The organism is Arenimonas sp. GDDSR-1 (genome assembly GCF_025980345.1).
Classification (GTDB): domain Bacteria; phylum Pseudomonadota; class Gammaproteobacteria; order Xanthomonadales; family Xanthomonadaceae; genus Arenimonas.
This window is the reverse complement of the sequence record NZ_JAPDUI010000040.1, coordinates 1-17,125: the sequence shown is the minus strand read 5'-3', so window position 1 is coordinate 17,125 and position 17,125 is coordinate 1. Positions and strand designations below refer to the sequence as shown.

Here is a 17,125-nt window from a genome sequence, read left to right as displayed (position 1 = left end):
GCGCAGGCGGGCCTGAGCCTGCAGCCGGCCGGCGTGGGCGTGTGGGGTGTGGTGGCTATTCACACCATGTTAGCGATCTGGTGCATCGTCTGCCTGAAACATCGACACGTATGAAAGTCCTTCTGCTCCTGCTGGCGCTGTCGGCCTCCGGCCTTGCCGCCGCCAACGATACTGCGGCCACGCAGATCAAAGACGCCATCGCGCGGGATTGGGTGGCCCGCGGCGATTCGGGCGGCGTCGAGGTGTCCTCGCCCAGCTACCCGATGCCGTACCAACGCGGCTGCGTGATTCACAGCCTGTATTTTCCGACCGTGGCCACCGGCCCCATGCCCGGCCACATGGTGAGCCAGGACCGCTACTTCGTGTTCGCCACCGACGCGGCCTGCGCCGGCGCCGATCCCACGCAGTTCTTCAGCATCGAACCGGCCAACGACACCGTCGCCCTGCTCGATTTCGCCAAACAACTCAAAGACGGACCGCGCGCCGGCACGGATAAAATTTCCGACGCCGACCGTGCGCGCATCGCGCCCTGCTTCGTGCCCGAGGCGCTGGCCGGCACCCGCATTTCACGCGCGCATTCCTGGCGCGAAAAAGGTACCGGCCGCGACGACCGCTACCAGGTGGTGCTGCGCTGCAAGGCCGTGGACGAGGCCGGCGAAATCATCGCGCTCGGCGTGCGCGATCAAAAGGCCATCACCTGGGTGTTCAAGCCCTGGGGTGAAATCACCGTGGATGCGCCGGGCAAGGGCCGCTAGCGCAAGGCCGTTAATTTCAGAAGACAGCCCGGCCGCAATGAAAAGCGGACCCGAAGGTCCGCTTGTGTTTCACTCAATGCACATGCCGCAGGCCGTCATAATGCGCGCCGGCCTTGCCGCCGGAACCGGCGGCGGCTTCCGGCTTGGCGGTCTGTTTCACTTCCGGCACATTGTCGACGAAGGGTTTGATGCCCATCATGCCGAACACGCGGCTGGGATTGAGCACGCCGCCCTGGGTGAACACCAGTGCCACCTTGCGCAGATCGGCGATGTTGGCGGTCGGGTCGCCGTCCACCAGCACCATGTCGGCCACGAAACCGGGCTTGATCTGGCCGTGGCTGTGTTCCAGGCGTGAGAATCGGGCGCCGTTCAAGGTCGCCACCTGCAGCGCCTGGGCCGGCGTCAGCCCGGCCTGCACATACAGTTCCAGCTCGGAGTGCACGGTGAAGCCGGCCAGGGCATCGGTACCGGCCACCAGCGGCACGCCGGCGCGGTACATCTGGCCGACGAAGGCCACCATTTTTTCATACGAACGGTCGTAGCGTTTGAAGGTCGCCTCGTCCGGGATTTTCATGCTGCCGGCGCGCAGGCCGCGCTGCATTTCCAGCGGCATGTGACTGCTGATGGCGGCATACGGCTTGGATGTTTCGCCGTCGCGCTGGCGGATGAAATCGAAGGTGGCCAGGGTCGGGTCGACCGCGACCTTGTTTTTCACCAGCAAGGCGATGAAATCGCGGACCGGCTTGGAATCCATGTCCAGATCGGCGACTTTTTCGGCCGGCAGGTAGAAGCGCTCGAGCGTGCGCGTGTCGGTTTCCGGCTTGACCAGGAAGTTCAGCATCAGCTGGTTGATGTGCTGGATTTCGTCATAGCCGGCATTCACCGCGTCTTCGGCGCGCAGGAAAACCGGAATGTGGCCGCTGACCCGCAGGCCGCGCAGATGCGCGTAGGCCACGGTGTCTTTCAGGATCTCCTTGGGAAAGGAGTTGTAGATCTTCAATTGCGGGTAGCCGTGCTGGGCATACCAGTCGATGGCCTGCTTGGCGCCGGCCAGATCCTTGATGACGAAGCCGTTGCGCGCCGAATACGGGCTTTCGCCTTCCAGAAAACCGGTCGGCACCACATTCGGCAGCAGCAGTTTGCCGCCGGCCTGCTGGTCGAGCATGCCCTGCAGGGTGGCGTTGTCGTTGCCCATGTCGCGGCTGGTGGTCACGCCGTTGGCCAGATTGAGCGGGCCGTCCCACGGGCCGATGTGGCCGTGCATGTCGAACAGTCCGGGAAGCAGCACGCGGCCGTTGCCGTCCACGCTGTTTTCCGCGCCCGCGCTCGGGGCGCCGGCCGGCAGCACGGCGGTGATCCGGCCGCGCAGCACGTACACATCGCTGGCCTTGCCGAGCACGGCCGTGGCGCTGTCGAACACGCGCACGTTGCGGATCACGGTCAGGCCCGGCAGCGGCTTCAGCGATTTTTCCGCGAATTCCAGAAGCACTTTGCTTTCGGCCGTCTGCTGTTTGGCGGTCATCGCGGCCACCTCGGCTTCATAGCCCTGCTCGATGAAGGCCATGTATCCGGGAATGATCAAGGCGAACACCTGCGGCGCCTTGCCCTCGGTGATCCAGAAAAAGCTGGGCGACAGGCCGAGCCCGGTCAGCTTCATCAGCTCCACGCTGCGGCTGCCGTTTTTGGCGGAAACGCTGTGGCGGTCCACCACCGTGCCCAGCATGGTGCCGCCCGGAAGCAGGCTGACCGGCTTGCCGCTGCGCAGCGCCGGCAAGGCAATCGAGAGCGGCATCAGCGAGCCGTTGATGGGCGAATAAAAGGCCGGTCCCTGCACCGGGGCGCGGCCGGTTTCGGAGGTCGAGGTCCACTGCGCTTCATTGCCGGTGCGGATGAAATCGTCTTTGACCTCGGAACCGAAGGTGGTTTTTCCGGTGGCATGGTACTCGGCGAAACCGCCGTCGGCCGCCAAGCGGTAGCGCTCGCTGATTTCCGGCCCGCGGCCGTTGTCCTTGTAGGTGAAGCGGACCGTGGTCCAGCCGTCGGCGCCGCGTTCGACCACCTGTTCACCGGCCTGCTTGCCGCCATCGACCAGAACCACATGACGGATGCGTTCGGCGGCCTGCACCGGCAGAACGGCGAGCAGCAGGGCATAAAGGGCATAGCGTGAGCGTGCAGACATGGGACATCCTTTCCAGGGAAGCGGCAGAGCCGGAATGACGATGGTAGGGCAAAACCGGGGTCAAGGCCAGCCAGCGCCTGAGGCAGCCGCGGGCCGATTTGGCATACACTGGGCGCACGCCCTTTCAGGACCCTTGCCATGCCCACCTCTGCCCTTTCCGATTGGCATGCACTGGTCCGCCGCCGCGATCCACGCGGCCTGGATGCCCTGCTGGCCGAGGACGTGGTGTTCCATTCGCCGGTGGTGCATACCCCGCAGCACGGCAAGGCCATTACCCGGGCGTATCTGGGCGCGGCGCTGCAGGTGTTCATCAACGATAGCTTCCGTTATGTGCGCGAAGTGGTCGGCCCCCAGGATGCGGTGCTGGAATTCGAGGTCGACATTGACGGCATCCGGGTCAACGGCGTGGACATGCTGCGCTGGAATGCGGCCGGGCAGCTCACCGAATTCAAAGTCATGCTGCGGCCGCTGAAGGCGGTCAACCTGATTCACCAGAAAATGGGCGCGATGCTGGCGGCCGGAAAACCGGCGCCATGAAATTTCTGCTGAAACTGTTTCTCGTCGCGCTGATCGTGGCCATCGCGTATCTGTGCTTCTGGCCGGTGCCGGCCGAGCCGAAGGTGTGGCACAGCGCAGCGGCGGCGGGCTATGTCGGCGCGCATGCGCCGAACCGGCGCCTGGCCGGCTTGCAGCGCATCGCCTTGAACGGCGACAGCGGCCCCGAGCATGTCGCCCTCGGCCCGGACGGCCTGCTGTATGCCGCGGTGGCCAGCGGCCGCATTCTGCGCATGAATCCTGACGGCAGCATGCTGTCGGTCTTCGCCGACACCGGCGGGCGCGTGCTCGGTTTCGATTTCGATGCCGGCGGCCATCTGATTGCGGCCGATGCCATGCATGGTTTGCTGTCCATCGATCCCGCCGGCAAAGTGCGCGTGCTGACCAACACGGTGGCCGGCGATCCGATCCGTTACGCCGATGCGGTGGCCGTGGCCGCCGACGGCAAATTCTATTTCAGCGATGCCTCGCGCCGCTTCGCACCGGCCGACTGGGGCGGCACCTTCGAAGCCAGCGTGCTCGACATCCTCGAGCAATCGGCCACCGGCCGCATTCTGGTGTATGAGCCGGACACACGCCGCACGCGCGTGCTGGCCACCGGTTTGAGTTTCGCCAACGGCGTGGCGCTGAGCCGCGACGGCCGGCATCTGTTCGTCAACGAAACCGGGCGTTCGCGCCTCTGGAAACTCGACGTGAACGCGCGCGATCTGGATGTAACCAGCGGCAGCACGCAGGCCGTGGTTCTGTTCGACAACCTGCCCGGCTATCCGGACAATCTGACCCGCGGCCGCGATGGCCGGATCTGGGCCGGGTTTGCCAAGCCGCGCAATGCCACGCTCGATGCCTTGGCCGACAAACCCTTTCTGCGCAAACTCACGCTGCGTCTGCCGCGCGCCTGGTGGCCGATCCCCAAACCCTACGGCCATGTGTTCGCGTTCACCGAAGACGGCCGCATCGTGGCCGACCTGCAGGATCCGGACGGCGCCTATCCGGAATCGACCGGCGTCACCGAAAGCGCGGAGCGTCTGTATATCCAGAGCCTGCACGCCGGGTATCTGGGCTGGATGCCGAACCCGCTGGCTTCAGGGCGTGATTAAGTCGTACAGGATGCGCCGGTCGGTGGCATCCAGCGTCTCGTGTTCTTCGCCACGGAAGCGGCGGCTGAAGGCTTTGACCGCGGCCGGCAAATCGCGGGTATCGTAACCGAACGCCTGCAAGGCCAGCACCGCGTCGAATTCCGGCGGCGGCTCCGGCAGATCGGCCGCATACCAGACGCCGAATCCGGCCTGCCACAAGTCCTGCCAGGGAAAACGCGCGCTCGGATCGCGTTTGCGGGTCGGCGCCATGTCGCCGTGCGCGATCACCGCATCACGCGCAATGGCGTGGCGTGTGCACAGATCGGCCAACAGTTTGTTCAGCGCCGCCATCTGCGCCGGCTTGAATGCTTCCGTGCCGTCGTTGTCCAGCTCGATGCCAAGCGAAACCGAATTCAGATCGTTGATGCCGCGCCAGCGGCCGCCGCCGGCATGCCAGGCGCGCTTGCTGTCGGACACCAATTGGAAAATACGGCCGTCTTCGGCAATCAGGTAATGCGCGCTGACCCGCCCGCCACTGTTTTCGGTTTTCAGCACGCGCAGCGCCGCTTCGGCCGAGTCCATTTCGGTGGCGTGCAGCACGATCAGGCGCGGCCGGCGCTCGTCGAAATTTTCCGAAGGCGACCACTGCGCCATGGGATTGCGCGGCGCCTGATGCACGCAGGCCGCGAGCATCAGCAGTGGCAGCGCCCCCAGCAGGCGCGTGCTCATTTGCGCTCACCGCCGCTTTGCTTCACCACGTCGGGGGCTTTCCAGGGGCCGGTAATCCGGTATTCGGTGGCCGAGCTTTCTTTCAACGGCTTGTCGAGCACGGCTTGGGCCACCACACCGGCCGCGGCGCCCAGCGGCCCGGCCGTGGCGGCACCGAGAATCGGCAGAATGCCGCCGGCCTTGGGCTGCACCAGCACGCGCTGATCGAAACGCGCGTTGACCAGATCGGTACTGCCGCTGATCTTGATATCGGCCGCGGGCGCATCGATGCGCAGATTCTGGGTGCTGGCGCTGCCGTTGGCGAAACGGAAATCGCCTTTGATGGAATTGAAGCCGAGACCTTTGTCGGTCAGATCGTTGAAGTTCAAGGACAGCCGGCGCGGCAGCTCGGCCAGACTCATCAGCCCGAGCAGGCGGCCGCCGCCGGCCTTCACTTCCGGGAACTGGCCCTCGTCGATGCGCAGCTCGAGCAGGCCGTTGAAACCGGCCAGACTGAAATCCATCGGCGCCCCGTTCCACACGCCGCTGAGCTTGGCCGTGGTTTTCCCGCGCCGGATGGCGCCGCCGTAGTGGGCCGCGCTCAACAGCTTGCCCAGATCCGGGCTGCTGACCGTGGCCTGCAGCGAGGTGCGCGCCTGCGCGCCTTCGCCCTGCCAGAGGCCGCTGGCGCTGGTGCTGAGCATGGCCGATTGGGTGCTGAACTTCTGGATCAACAGGCCCTGTTTGGAAGGAACCGTCTGCATCTCGCTGCGGCCCAGCAGCACATCGCCGAAACGCAGATCCTCGATCACCAGATTGATCGGCGGCAAGGCCGCCGGATTGCCGACGTCCAACGGCTGCATGGCCACCGGCGCTTTCTGCGCCGGCACGCCGGCCTGGGCGAAATGCACGCGGCTGAATTTGGCCGTGATCGGCGCGTTGGCGGCTTTGGCCAGGCTCAGCGTTCCGTCCAGACGGGCACCGCTGGCGCGCACGCCCATGGCCTCGGGCGCCGGCGCCAGTTGCAGGCGGGTCAGGCCGAAATCCTCGCCCATCAGGCGCAGATGATTGACGCTCAGATCGAAACTCTGCAGGCCGGCGCCGTCCTCGGCTTTTTTCGCCAGCGCCAGCCAGGCCGGCGCATCGAATTCGTCGCTGCTGCCGCGCACCGAGAAGCCGCTGGCGGGAATGCTGCCCTGGGTCTGTGCGCCGAACAGCGCAATGCCGGCCATCGGTTTGTCTTTCGGTTTTTTCAGCAGCAGCCGGAACGCCGGGCCGATGCGGAATTCAATCACGCCTTTGTCGGCCGGCAGCGAGGTGCGCAATTGAAAGGCCTGCGATGTCGCAGCCGGCTTGTTCAACGGCACCGGCAGCCGGATTTCGGTGCCGATCATGGTCGACTGCGCCTCCAGCAGCACCGGAGCATCGGCGCCGTTGCGCGCATTCGGCAGGCTGATGGTGAATTGCCAGGGGCTTTGTCCGGCCAGCACGCCTTTCAGAGCGGCCAGCGACGGATCGTAACGCAGCAGGGTATCGGTATGGAACACCCCGGAAATTCCGGCTTCAACCCGGTTGCCGGCGTCTTTGACGTGGTTTCGTCCGACCCGCAGATCGAGCGCTACCGGATTCTTCGCCATGCGCCCACGGATGCCGGCGGCACTGAATCCGTCGTTGTCGAACCGGGCACGGCCGGTGGCCTCGGTCATGGCCAGATTCCAATCCGGCGAACGCACGGCCACCCCGCGCAGATCGATATCGCCGTCGATGCGGTTGAACGCGAGTCCCTTCTTCAGCGGAAACAACATGCGCACATCGGCACTGACCGGACCTTTGCCGACCAGCGCGGTCACCGCCTCGCCGACTTTGGTTTTCAGGGGCGTCTGCTGCAGCACAGGCATCAGCCGGGCGAAATCCGAATCGGTGTGCACATCGATGACCAGTTCCGAATCATGGAATCGCGCGATGCCGCTCGGCTTGACCTGCACGCGGTTGCCGAGAAAATCGGCAGTGCCGATGGCGCTGAATCCCGGGCCGTTGAAGTCGACGGCAAGCACCGCGTTTTCGGCCGCCGGCCAGTCGGCGGCGAACTGCAGCTGCTCGGCACGCACGGTGGCGGTGGCGCTGAAGCGGCCGGCCTTGTTGGCGAACGGCCAATCGGCCAGATCGCCGCTAATCAGCACCGAGCCATCGCGCACCGTGCCTTTGACCAGCGCCATGTCCAGCCAGCGGATGCTGGCTTCGGGCATCAGATGCCGCAGCCAGAAACGCTTGGCGGTGGCGAAATCGAAAGTCTCCAGACGCGCCGCAAGATTCAGCAAGGGCGCTTTGCGGCCGGCCACGAACTGCATCTCGGCATCGAGTTTCAGCGCCATGCCGTCACCCTGCCAGCCCAGATCCCGGGTGCCAAGCACCCAATCCCGGCCCGAACGCCACCACGCCAATGATCCGTCGAAATGGCTGGGGATTTTCCGGCCGAATGACACCGGCCAATCCAACACCACGGGTTTGTCGGAAAAGCGCAGGATGCCGCCGCGTTCATCGGCATGCAGAACGCCGGAAATCTCCTGGAAGCCCGGCGCCTTGCCGATCGGTTTGAAGCCGATGGCCTGGCCGTAACCGGCGCCGTGCCAACGGCTGAAATCGGTCCGGCCACCGGCCTTGACCGCACTGATCTGGCCGCGGATGCCGGCCCGGTTGAGCCAGGCGTCCAGATCCGGCAATTGGCCTTTGGCCAGCGGCATGATCACGGTGAACGGATTGAGTGCCACCGCTTCGGCCTGCGCCGCCCAACGCCCGCGCATGGCGCTGATGCGCACATCGCGGATGCGTTCACTGCCGCCGCCTTTGTCGAAACGGATTTCGGGCACAGAGGCCTGCCAACCCGCGGCCGTCCGCTGCCAGAACCATTGACCGCGAATGTCATCGAACAGGGTTTCTTTGGAAAAGCGCAGACGTGAAGGATTCGGTTTGCCCGTTGCCAGGGCCAGATCGGAAACCTGCAGACGGCCATGCACCCGCATGATCCGGCGCCGTTCGATCTGCGCCCACACATCCAGATCGCTTTCCGAATCGACAGCCGGCACCTTCAGGCCCGGAAACAACGCCAACCAGTGGCCGGCATCCAGGCTTTCGCCGCCGATCCATACCCGCCCGCTCATGTCGCGCCGGTCCAGATCGGCGACCAGCTGCAGGGGCGCACCGCCGCGCCGGGCTTCGGCGCGCAGACCGATGCGCAGCTGACGGTCCTGCACGCGCATGCGCATGTCGATGCGCGGAATGCGGATGGCCGGATGCCGGTTCGGCCGGATCACCAGATCCGAACGCTCCAGCTGCAGCTCGCCGAAACCCGACAGCACATCCAGCGCATCGGTCGTGCTGTTCTGCTGGCGCGGCACGCCGAGCAGCTGCCAGCTGTCATCGGGCAGCTGCTCCAGGCGCAGGTGCAGATCCTTGGCTTTCAGTTCGGTCAGCGGATGACCGGGCAACAGACCGGAATAGACCGCAACCAGCAATTCGGCCCGTGCGATTTCCACCGCACTGCCGCCCTCGCCGACACGCAGGCCGGTCAGACGAATGCGCGGGCCGCGCCGCGTCCATTCGGTGCTGCTGTGCTGGAAGCGCACCGGCTGCCCGACCCGCTCGCTGAGCCAGGCCTGCACGCGCTGCGGGTTGTTTTCGATGAACGGCAGCAGCAGATTGGCGATGCTGACCGCCAGCGCGGCGAGAATCAGCAGCACCAGGAACCCGTATCCGGCGGTGCGGCGGGTGAGTCGCAGGGTGCGGCGCAGCGGGCTCGGCATCGGTCAGGACAGAACCACGTCGAATTGGTCCTGCGCGTACTGCTCGTCGGGCTGGAAGCGGATGTCCTTGCCGATGAACACTTCCAGCTCGGCCACCGCCGCCGATTCTTCTTCGGTGATCTTGGCCACCACCTTGGGCGCCGCCATCACCATGACTTTGTCGGCTTCGAACTGGCGCACGGCGCGGGTGACTTCCCGGAAGATCTCATAGATCACCGTTTCCGCGGTCTTGATGTAGCCACGCCCGCTGCAGGCCGGGCACGGCTCGCACAGCTGGCGCTGCAGGCTTTCGATGGTGCGCTTGCGGGTCATCTCGACCAGACCCAGCGGCGAGAAATCGTACACCGTGGTCTTGACGTGATCGTTGGCCAGCCCCTTCTCGAGCGTGCGCAGCACCTGGCGTTTGTGCTCGGGATCATGCATGTCGATGAAGTCGATGATGATGATGCCGCCCAGATTGCGCAGGCGCAGCTGGCGCGCGACCGATTGCGCGGCCTCCAGATTGGTGCGGTACGCGGTTTCCTCGAGATTCTTCTGGCCGAGGAACGATCCGGTGTTGATGTCGACCGAGGTCATCGCTTCGGTCTGGTCGAACACCAGATAGCCGCCCGACTTCAAGGGCACCTGCTTGTCGAGCGCGCGGCCGATTTCATCCTCGACGCCGTACAGGTCGAAGATCGGACGTTCGCCGGAATAATGCTGGATGCGGCCGGCAAGATCGGGCATCAGCTGCTGGGCGAAACGCTGCACCTTGTCGAAGGTTTCGTGCGAGTCGATCAGCACGGTCGCGGTGCGCGCATGCAGCAGATCGCGCATCGCGCGCATCGGCAGCGACAGGTCTTCATAGATGCATTCGCCGACCTTCTGGCTTTTGGCGCGCTGGCGCAGCACGGCGATGGCACGGCTCAGGTAGGCGATGTCCTGCTCGATGTAGGCGGCCTCGATGCCTTCGGCATTGGTGCGCACGATGTAGCCGAACCCGGTGGCATCGGCATGCGTCTGCACCAGCTGTTTCAGGCGCTGGCGTTCGGCCTCGTCGTCGATGCGGCTGGAAATGCCGATGACTTGGGAATCCGGCAACAGCACCAGATAGCGCGACGGAATCGAAATTTCGGTGGTCAGCCGCGCGCCTTTGCTGCCGATCGGATCCTTGATCACCTGCACCACGATTTCCTGGCCCTCATGCACCAGCGAGGTGATCAGCGGCTGCGGCCGCGATTCCGGCACCGGCGCGTCGCCGGCCAGGGCACGGCTGGCGGGCGAGACGATGTCGGAGGCATGCAGGAAGGCGGCGCGCTCCAGACCGATGTCGACGAACGCGGCCTGCATGCCCGGCATGACCCGCTGCACCCGGCCCTTGTACAGATTGCCCAGCACCCCGCGGCGCGAGCTGCGCTCGATGTGCAGCTCCTGCAGCAGGCCGTTCTCGATCACCGCCACGCGGGTTTCGCGCGGCGTGACATTGATCAGCAGTTCTTCGTTGGGGGTCATCTCAGGCAGACCAGAGCGGAACACCGAAGTTCCGCAGCAACAGGGCCGTTTCATGCAAGGGCAGACCCATGACCCCGGAATAACTGCCGGAAATGCCGGCGATGAAGGCGGCGGCACGGCCCTGTACGGCATAGGCGCCGGCTTTGCCGAACGGTTCGCCGGTGGCGATGTAGGCGCTGATTTCCGCGTCGCTCAACGCCGCGAAACGCACCTCGGTGCTGACCAGCGCGGACTGTTCCCTGCCGGCGGAAACCAACCAGACGGCCGTATGCACCTGATGCGTGCGGCCGGACAGCCGGCGCAGCAGTGCCGCGGCCTGTTCGGCGTCAGCGGGCTTGCCGAGCACCTCGCCGTCGATGACCACATCGGTATCCGCGCCCAGCACGATGGCCTGCGGCCGGCCGGCCAGTTGCAGCAGACCGGCGCCGGCTTTTTCCCGGGCCACGCGGTTCACGTACTGCTCCGGATTCTCGCCGGGCCGGACCTGCTCGAACACCGGCGCGTCGAGGGTTTCGAAACGCACCCCCAACTGGGTCAGCAGTTCCTGTCGACGCGGAGATTGGGAAGCCAGATAAATCATGCCGATGCCGTTAAGTTGTAATATAGAGGGCTGAAAATGCCCGCACCGCCGATGACAGCCACAGGAACCGACATGACCCTCATATCCCGTATTCTACTTTGCTTTGGCGCTCTGCTGTTGTTGGCAGGCGCGGCGGCGGCCGAGACCGGCGAATCGGCCGAACGCTGGTTCCAGCAGGGTGCGGAACGCGCCCATCAGCTCGGTGCCGGCAAGGCCAAGGCCAGGAATGTCATCCTGTTCGTCGGTGACGGCATGAGCCTGCCGACGGTCGCGGCGGCACGCATCTATGAAGGCCAGCAACGCCAGCAGACCGGCGAGGAAAACCAGCTCAGCTTCGAGCGCTTTCCGTATACCGCCTTCAGCAAGACCTACAACACCGACAGCCAGACCCCGGACTCGGCCGGCACCATGACCGCGATGATCACCGGCGCCAAGACCCGCATGGGCTTCCTGAGCGTCGGCCAGCTTCCCGCACGCGGCGATTGCACGGCCGGGCTGAAACAGCCGCTGACCAGCGCGCTGACCCTGGCCAAAAGCGCCGGTCTGGCCACCGGCGTGGTCACGACCACCCGCATCACTCACGCCACCCCGGGCGCCACCTATGCGCACACCCCGGAGCGCAACTGGGAAAGCGATGCCGACATGCCCGATGCCGCCAAGGCCCAGGGCTGCAGGGACATCGCCACGCAATTACTGGACTACGCCAACGGCACCGGCATCGATGTGGTGATGGGCGGCGGCCTGAACAAATTCCTGCCGGCCACGGCCACGGGCTACCCGAACGCCAAGGGTACGCGCAAGGACGGCCGCGATCTGATCGCCGAATGGCGCAAACGGCAGCCTTCGACCACCTTCGTTTACACCGGCAGTGCGCTCGCCAAGCTGGATTCGGCCAAAACCGGGCGTCTGGTCGGCCTGTTCAACGGCGATCACCTGAGCTACGACTACGACCGCATCACCGACAAGGACGACGAACCGAGTCTGGCTGCGATGACCCGGACCGCCATCAGCCTGCTGAAAAAGAACGGGCCCGGTTTCTTTCTGGTGGTCGAAGGCGGCCGCATCGACCATGCCCACCATTCCGGCAATGCCTTCCGCGCCCTGACCGAAACCGTGGCGTTCAGCGATGCCATCCGTGCCGCCACGGAGATGACCTCGGAAAACGATACGCTGATCGTGGTCACCGCCGATCACGCCCACACCATGAGCTTCGTCGGCTATCCGCAGCGCGGCAATCCGATCCTGGGCAAGGTCATCGGCAAATCCACCGAAGACGCGCCGCTGGGGCTGGTCAAGGACCTGCTCGGCAAGCCCTACACCACGCTGGTGTACGCCAACGGCCCGGGCTATGCCGGGGAAAGCGGCCAGCAGCCGGCCGGCAGCAAGAACTTTCCGCACAATCCGGGCGGCTACGCCGAACCGGCGACCGGACGCCCGGACCTGACCGAGGTGGATACCGAACACCCGAACTTCATGCAGGAAGCACTGGTGCCCAGCAATGCCGAAACCCACGGCGGCGACGATGTCGGCATCTGGGCGCGCGGCCCGGGCAGCGAGGCCGTGCGCGGCAATCTCGAGCAGAACGTCATTTTCCATCTACTGACCCAACCGCAGCCTCTGATCCGCAACTATCTGTGCGGCAAGGGCTACTGCGAAAAAGGCGTGCCGGTGAAGCTGCCGCAGGGCGGCTAACCGCCCGGGCGGAAGGCGCACGGAAAAACGGGCCGATGCGCCCGTTTTTCATGCCCGGCGGCGGCGAATCGGTAAAAAACCCGGCACAACGATAGCTTTCATGAATTCATTCCATAAAAATTATTTACTTGATTGATTTATTTTCAGGGCGCAGCATGCCTTTACCCTTCCCCACAAGCGGTGAATCCCATGTCCAATGCCTCGAAATGTCCGTTCCACGCCGCCGGCGGCGCACGCGCCACCCATGGCGCCCAATCCAACGCCGATTGGTGGCCCAATCAGCTGAATCTGTCCATCCTGCATCAACACCAGCCGGCATCCAACCCGATGGATCCGGACTTCGATTACGCCGAAGCCTTCAAGTCGCTGGATTATGCAGCGCTGAAAAAAGACATGGCGGCGCTGATGACCGAATCGCAGGACTGGTGGCCGGCCGACTGGGGTCACTACGGCGGCCTGTTCATCCGCATGGCCTGGCACGCCGCCGGCACCTACCGCACGGCCGATGGCCGTGGCGGCGCCAACACCGGCAACCAGCGTTTTGCTCCGCTCAATTCCTGGCCGGATAACGGCAATCTGGACAAAGCACGCCGTCTGCTGTGGCCGCTGAAACAGAAATACGGCAACGCGATCTCCTGGGCCGACCTGTTCATTCTGGCCGGCAACGTCGCCATGGAAACCATGGGCTTCAAGACCTTCGGCTTCGGCGGCGGCCGCGCCGACATCTGGGCGCCGGAAGAAGACATTTACTGGGGCGCCGAAAAAGAATGGCTGGCCACCAGCGACAAAGCCGACAGCCGCTACAGCGGGGACCGCAATCTGGAAAACCCGCTCGCCGCGGTGCAGATGGGTCTCATCTACGTCAATCCGCAAGGTCCGGACGGCAAGCCCGACCCGGTCGCTTCCGGCCGCGACGTGCGTGAAACCTTTGCGCGCATGGCGATGAACGATTATGAAACCGTGGCCCTGGTGGCCGGCGGTCACACCTTCGGCAAAATGCATGGTGCCGGCGACCCGGCTTTGGTCGGACCGGAACCGGAAGGCGCGCCGATCGAAGAAATGGGTTTCGGCTGGATCAATAAATTCGGCAGCGGTCACGGCATCCACACCACCACCAGCGGCTTTGAAGGCGCCTGGAAACCGAACCCGACCACGTGGGATATGGGTTACTTCAAAGTTCTGTTCAAATACGAATGGGAACAGGTCAATAGCCCTGCCGGCGCCATCCAATGGCGTGCCAAAGACGTCGCTCCGGAAGACATGATTCCGGATGCGCACGACCCGAGCATCAAGCACCCGCCGCACATGACCACCGCCGATCTGTCGCTGCGTTTCGATCCGGCCTATGAAAAAATCTCGCGCCACTTCCTGGCCAACCCCGAAGAGTTCGCCGACGCCTACGCCCGCGCCTGGTTCAAGCTGACCCACCGCGACATGGGCCCGAAATGCCTGTATCTCGGCCCGGAAGTGCCGGCCGAAGATCTGATCTGGCAAGATCCGATTCCTGCCGTGGACCACGCTCTCATCGACGGCAACGATGCCGCCGCGCTGAAAGCCAAGATTCTGGCCTCGGGCCTGTCGGTCAGCGAACTGGTCAGCACCGCCTGGGCGTCGGCCTCGACCTTCCGCGGTTCAGACCGTCGCGGTGGTGCCAATGGCGCCCGTGTCCGCCTGGCACCGCAGAAGGATTGGGAAGTCAATCAGCCTGCACAGCTGGCCAAAGTGCTTTCCGCACTGGAAGCCATCCAAGCCGGGTTCAACGCCAGCGCATCCGGCGGCAAGAAAGTGTCCCTGGCCGACCTGATTGTGTTGGCCGGCAATGCCGGTGTTGAAGCGGCCGCCAAAGCTGCCGGCACCCCGGTCAATGTGCCGTTCAGCCCGGGCCGTACCGATGCCCGCCAGGAGCAGACCGATGCCGAATCCTTCGCCGTGCTCGAACCGGTGGCCGACGGTTTCCGCAACTACCGCAAGAAAGCCTTCAGTGTGTCTCCGGAAGAAATGCTGATCGACAAAGCCCAGTTGCTGGGCTTGAGCGCGCCGGAAATGACCGTGCTGGTCGGCGGTCTGCGCGTCCTCGGCGCCAACACCGGCGGTTCCAAACACGGCGTGTTCACCACCCGTCCGGGCCAGCTGAGCACCGATTTCTTCACCAATCTGGTGGATATGTCGACGGCCTGGACACCGGTCGGCGACAACGCCTATGAAGGCCGCGACCGCAAGACCGGTGCCGTGAAGTGGACCGCGACCCGCGTCGATCTGGCTTTCGGTTCCAATTCGCAACTGCGTGCCATTGCCGAGGCGTATGCCCAGAACGACAATGCGCAGAAGTTCGTCAAGGACTTCGTTGCGGCCTGGACCAAGGTGATGAACGCCGATCGTTTCGATCTGGCCTGATCACCGCTTGTTTGATGAAAACGGGCCGTTTCGACGGCCCGTTTTTCATGCGCGGTGATACGGGTGATTGGCCAGCAGACTGGCCGCCCGATACAGCTGCTCGGCGACGATCAATCGCACCAGCATGTGCGGAAGCGTCAGCGCCCCGATGGACCAGTGTTCATCGGCCTTGGCCGCAACCTCCGGGCTGTGGCCCTCGGGCCCGCCGATGAGAAATGCCAGATCGCGTCCCTGCTGCCGCCATGCTTCCAGCCGCTGCGCCAGTGCTTCCGAGGAATGATTCCGGCCGCGGCCATCGAGCAGTACCACATGCGCGTTTTTGGGCAGCGCGGCGATGACCCGTTGGCCTTCATCGGCCTGCGCACGCACGGCATCGCGACCCTTGCCGCGGATACCGGGAGCGATTTCGATCAATTCAAACGGCAGCCAGTGCGAGAGGCGTTTCTGGTATTCGCCGAAGCCCTCGGCTACCCAGCTGGGCGCGCGTTCACCCACGGCGATCAGACGCGCTTTCATGATTCAGTTCAGGGCGTCGCTCTCGGGCGGTTGATCGCCGACCGTCCACAGACGCTCGATGGCGTAATACTCGCGCACGCGCGGCAGCATGACATGCACGATGACATCGCCCAGATCGACCAGGACCCACTCGGCCTCGGAGGCGCCTTCGACGCCGAGCGGCATGACGCCGCACTTCTTGGCGAACTTGACCACTTCATCGGCGACCGATTTGACATGCCGGGACGAGGTGCCGGAGGCGACCACCAGATAATCGGCGATGCTGGTCTTGCCGCGCACATCGATCTCGACCGCGTCCTTGGCCTTCATTGGGCAACTGCGTTTTGATGATGTGGGCTTGGGTCAAGAGGCGATCCTCGGGAACAGGGCTGGCTATTATACCCCTGAAGTATAAAGCCCATGCCGGTGGATATAGGCGGCAACCGTCGGCGTCAGGACGGCGTTCATGTTCTGTCCGGCCTGCAGACCGGCACGGACGGCCGTTGCCGATTCCGGCCGTAATGGCATCGGCAAGCGGTAAATCCGGCCTGACGGACATCGGCTCAGCGCCTCGGGATCCGTTTGCCAACGCCCCTCACAGGCCGCGGACAGCTCGCTGCCGGCGGCATCGATGTCCAGGCCCGGACGCCGGACCACGATGAAATGACACAGACCGAACAGATCCTGCCAGTGGTGCCAGGATGGCAGCCCCAGAAAGGAATCAATCCCGATCAGCCACGCCATGGGGTGATCCGGGCCGTGCTCTTCGCGCAATTCGCGCAAACTCAGCACGCTGTAGGACTTGCCCGATCGGTGCAGTTCACGAGGGTCGCAGCGCAGCCCCGGTTGTCCGGCAATGGCCAGTTCCACCATCGCGGCGCGCTGTTCGGCCGACGCCGAGGCCGGTGGCCGGTGCGGCGGATCGGCGCTGGGCAGCAGGATCACCTCGGTGTTGAAGGCAGACTGCGCGGCGGCGGCGATGGCCAGATGCCCCTTGTGCACGGGGTCGAAGGTCCCGCCGTAGTAAATCGTCAGGCGCACACCGACACACGGGGCCGGGATTTGGCTTCCGACCATTGCGCCAACACGCGCTCCAGCGCCACCCAGGCATCGCCGCCCAGGCGGCCTTTGGACATGCGGTCGACATCGGCCAGCTGCCGGCACAGATCTTCAAACAGGCGGCAACTGCCGTGATCGAGCATGCGCAGCATCTGCGCCTGCTTAGCCTGCCAGAGCTTGTCGGCCTGCATGGCCGACTGCGCACGCCGGCTGTCTTCCTGGATACGGGCGTAATAAGCGAGATTCAGCAGTTCCTTGCCGATCATCGGCACCAGGGCCGGCACCTGCTCGCCCTCGGCGCGCAAACCGCGCAAGATGCGGCTGGCACGCGGAAAGTCCCG

The 17,125-nt window shown here is 64.7% G+C and carries 12 protein-coding genes and 2 pseudogenes; 5 read left to right on the top strand and 9 right to left on the bottom strand.

The window, feature by feature from the left end; genetic code table 11:
• Window positions 1-110: 110 nt before the first annotated feature.
• Window positions 111-755, top strand: coding sequence for a hypothetical protein (locus Q0W88_RS07500; protein ID WP_297801759.1), 645 nt, complete (start codon window positions 111-113; stop codon window positions 753-755).
• A gap of 73 nt (window positions 756-828) precedes the next feature.
• Here Q0W88_RS07500 and Q0W88_RS07495 read toward each other — a convergent pair whose 3' ends face one another.
• On the bottom strand, window positions 829-2,934 hold the full coding sequence (locus tag Q0W88_RS07495; RefSeq protein WP_297801758.1) for an amidohydrolase family protein: 2,106 nt from the start codon (window positions 2,932-2,934) through the stop codon (window positions 829-831).
• Between the two features lie 138 nt (window positions 2,935-3,072).
• Here Q0W88_RS07495 and Q0W88_RS07490 point away from each other — a divergent pair, with 138 nt between their 5' ends.
• Both Q0W88_RS07490 and Q0W88_RS07485 read left to right on the top strand, forming a co-directional pair.
• Window positions 3,073-3,471 carry a nuclear transport factor 2 family protein gene (locus Q0W88_RS07490; RefSeq protein ID WP_297801757.1) on the top strand — a complete coding sequence of 133 codons (399 nt, stop codon included), beginning with the start codon at window positions 3,073-3,075 and terminating at the stop codon, window positions 3,469-3,471.
• Window positions 3,468-4,586, top strand: a complete 1,119-nt coding sequence (locus tag Q0W88_RS07485) for an SMP-30/gluconolactonase/LRE family protein (RefSeq protein ID WP_297801756.1) — start codon at window positions 3,468-3,470, stop codon at window positions 4,584-4,586. Before Q0W88_RS07490 ends, Q0W88_RS07485 begins: the two co-directional genes overlap by 4 nt.
• On the opposite strand, the gene Q0W88_RS07480 is transcribed toward Q0W88_RS07485, so the two are convergent.
• The 4 genes from Q0W88_RS07480 to Q0W88_RS07465 are packed head-to-tail and all read right to left on the bottom strand — an operon-like array spanning window position 4,572 to window position 11,144.
• Window positions 4,572-5,294 carry an N-acetylmuramoyl-L-alanine amidase gene (locus Q0W88_RS07480; RefSeq protein WP_297801755.1) on the bottom strand — a complete coding sequence of 241 codons (723 nt, stop codon included), beginning with the start codon at window positions 5,292-5,294 and terminating at the stop codon, window positions 4,572-4,574. The two genes, Q0W88_RS07485 and Q0W88_RS07480, sit on opposite strands and share 15 nt — an antisense overlap.
• Window positions 5,291-9,073: a YhdP family protein gene (locus Q0W88_RS07475; RefSeq protein WP_297801754.1), complete on the bottom strand. Its 3,783-nt coding sequence runs from the start codon at window positions 9,071-9,073 to the stop codon at window positions 5,291-5,293. The genes Q0W88_RS07480 and Q0W88_RS07475 overlap by 4 nt, the downstream gene beginning before the upstream one ends.
• 3 nt (window positions 9,074-9,076) lie before the next feature.
• Window positions 9,077-10,564, bottom strand: a complete 1,488-nt coding sequence (gene rng, locus Q0W88_RS07470) for a ribonuclease G (protein ID WP_297801753.1) — start codon at window positions 10,562-10,564, stop codon at window positions 9,077-9,079.
• A gap of 1 nt (window position 10,565) precedes the next feature.
• The gene (locus Q0W88_RS07465) at window positions 10,566-11,144 is read right to left on the bottom strand and encodes a Maf family protein (RefSeq protein ID WP_297801752.1); all 579 of its coding nucleotides are present in this window, start codon (window positions 11,142-11,144) and stop codon (window positions 10,566-10,568) included.
• A gap of 72 nt (window positions 11,145-11,216) precedes the next feature.
• Between Q0W88_RS07465 and Q0W88_RS07460 the strand changes: the two genes are divergently transcribed.
• Together Q0W88_RS07460 and katG are read left to right on the top strand one after the other, a co-directional pair.
• Window positions 11,217-12,836 (top strand): alkaline phosphatase, encoded by a 1,620-nt coding sequence (locus Q0W88_RS07460; protein WP_297801751.1) that lies wholly within the window; start codon window positions 11,217-11,219, stop codon window positions 12,834-12,836.
• A 189-nt stretch (window positions 12,837-13,025) separates the two neighbouring features.
• Complete coding sequence (katG, locus tag Q0W88_RS07455; RefSeq protein WP_297801749.1) at window positions 13,026-15,230, top strand: catalase/peroxidase HPI; 2,205 nt, start codon at window positions 13,026-13,028, stop codon at window positions 15,228-15,230.
• Window positions 15,231-15,275: 45 nt separating this feature from the next.
• On the opposite strand, the gene rlmH is transcribed toward katG, so the two are convergent.
• From rlmH to Q0W88_RS07435, 4 genes and pseudogenes are all read right to left on the bottom strand, one after another.
• Window positions 15,276-15,746 carry a 23S rRNA (pseudouridine(1915)-N(3))-methyltransferase RlmH gene (gene rlmH / locus Q0W88_RS07450; RefSeq protein ID WP_297801747.1) on the bottom strand — a complete coding sequence of 157 codons (471 nt, stop codon included), beginning with the start codon at window positions 15,744-15,746 and terminating at the stop codon, window positions 15,276-15,278.
• 3 nt (window positions 15,747-15,749) lie between these two features.
• A pseudogene (rsfS, locus tag Q0W88_RS07445) lies at window positions 15,750-16,055 on the bottom strand (ribosome silencing factor); the annotation flags it as partial.
• A 66-nt stretch (window positions 16,056-16,121) separates the two neighbouring features.
• On the bottom strand, window positions 16,122-16,766 hold the full coding sequence (gene nadD, locus Q0W88_RS07440) for a nicotinate-nucleotide adenylyltransferase (protein ID WP_297801745.1): 645 nt from the start codon (window positions 16,764-16,766) through the stop codon (window positions 16,122-16,124).
• A pseudogene (locus tag Q0W88_RS07435) lies at window positions 16,757-17,125 on the bottom strand (DNA polymerase III subunit delta); the annotation flags it as partial. The pseudogene Q0W88_RS07435 and the gene nadD, both read right to left, overlap by 10 nt.

Coding starts and splice junctions, on each gene's coding strand:
- Q0W88_RS07500 (WP_297801759.1), top strand. CDS start 111: ATGAAAGTCCTTCTGCTCCTGCTGGCGCTGTCGGCCTCCGGCCTTGCC.
- katG (WP_297801749.1), top strand. CDS start 13,026: ATGTCCAATGCCTCGAAATGTCCGTTCCACGCCGCCGGCGGCGCACGC.
- Q0W88_RS07480 (WP_297801755.1), bottom strand. CDS start 5,294: ATGAGCACGCGCCTGCTGGGGGCGCTGCCACTGCTGATGCTCGCGGCC.
- rng (WP_297801753.1), bottom strand. CDS start 10,564: ATGACCCCCAACGAAGAACTGCTGATCAATGTCACGCCGCGCGAAACC.
- Q0W88_RS07475 (WP_297801754.1), bottom strand. CDS start 9,073: ATGCCGAGCCCGCTGCGCCGCACCCTGCGACTCACCCGCCGCACCGCC.
- Q0W88_RS07465 (WP_297801752.1), bottom strand. CDS start 11,144: ATGATTTATCTGGCTTCCCAATCTCCGCGTCGACAGGAACTGCTGACC.
- Q0W88_RS07490 (WP_297801757.1), top strand. CDS start 3,073: ATGCCCACCTCTGCCCTTTCCGATTGGCATGCACTGGTCCGCCGCCGC.
- Q0W88_RS07495 (WP_297801758.1), bottom strand. CDS start 2,934: ATGTCTGCACGCTCACGCTATGCCCTTTATGCCCTGCTGCTCGCCGTT.
- Q0W88_RS07485 (WP_297801756.1), top strand. CDS start 3,468: ATGAAATTTCTGCTGAAACTGTTTCTCGTCGCGCTGATCGTGGCCATC.
- Q0W88_RS07460 (WP_297801751.1), top strand. CDS start 11,217: ATGACCCTCATATCCCGTATTCTACTTTGCTTTGGCGCTCTGCTGTTG.
- rlmH (WP_297801747.1), bottom strand. CDS start 15,746: ATGAAAGCGCGTCTGATCGCCGTGGGTGAACGCGCGCCCAGCTGGGTA.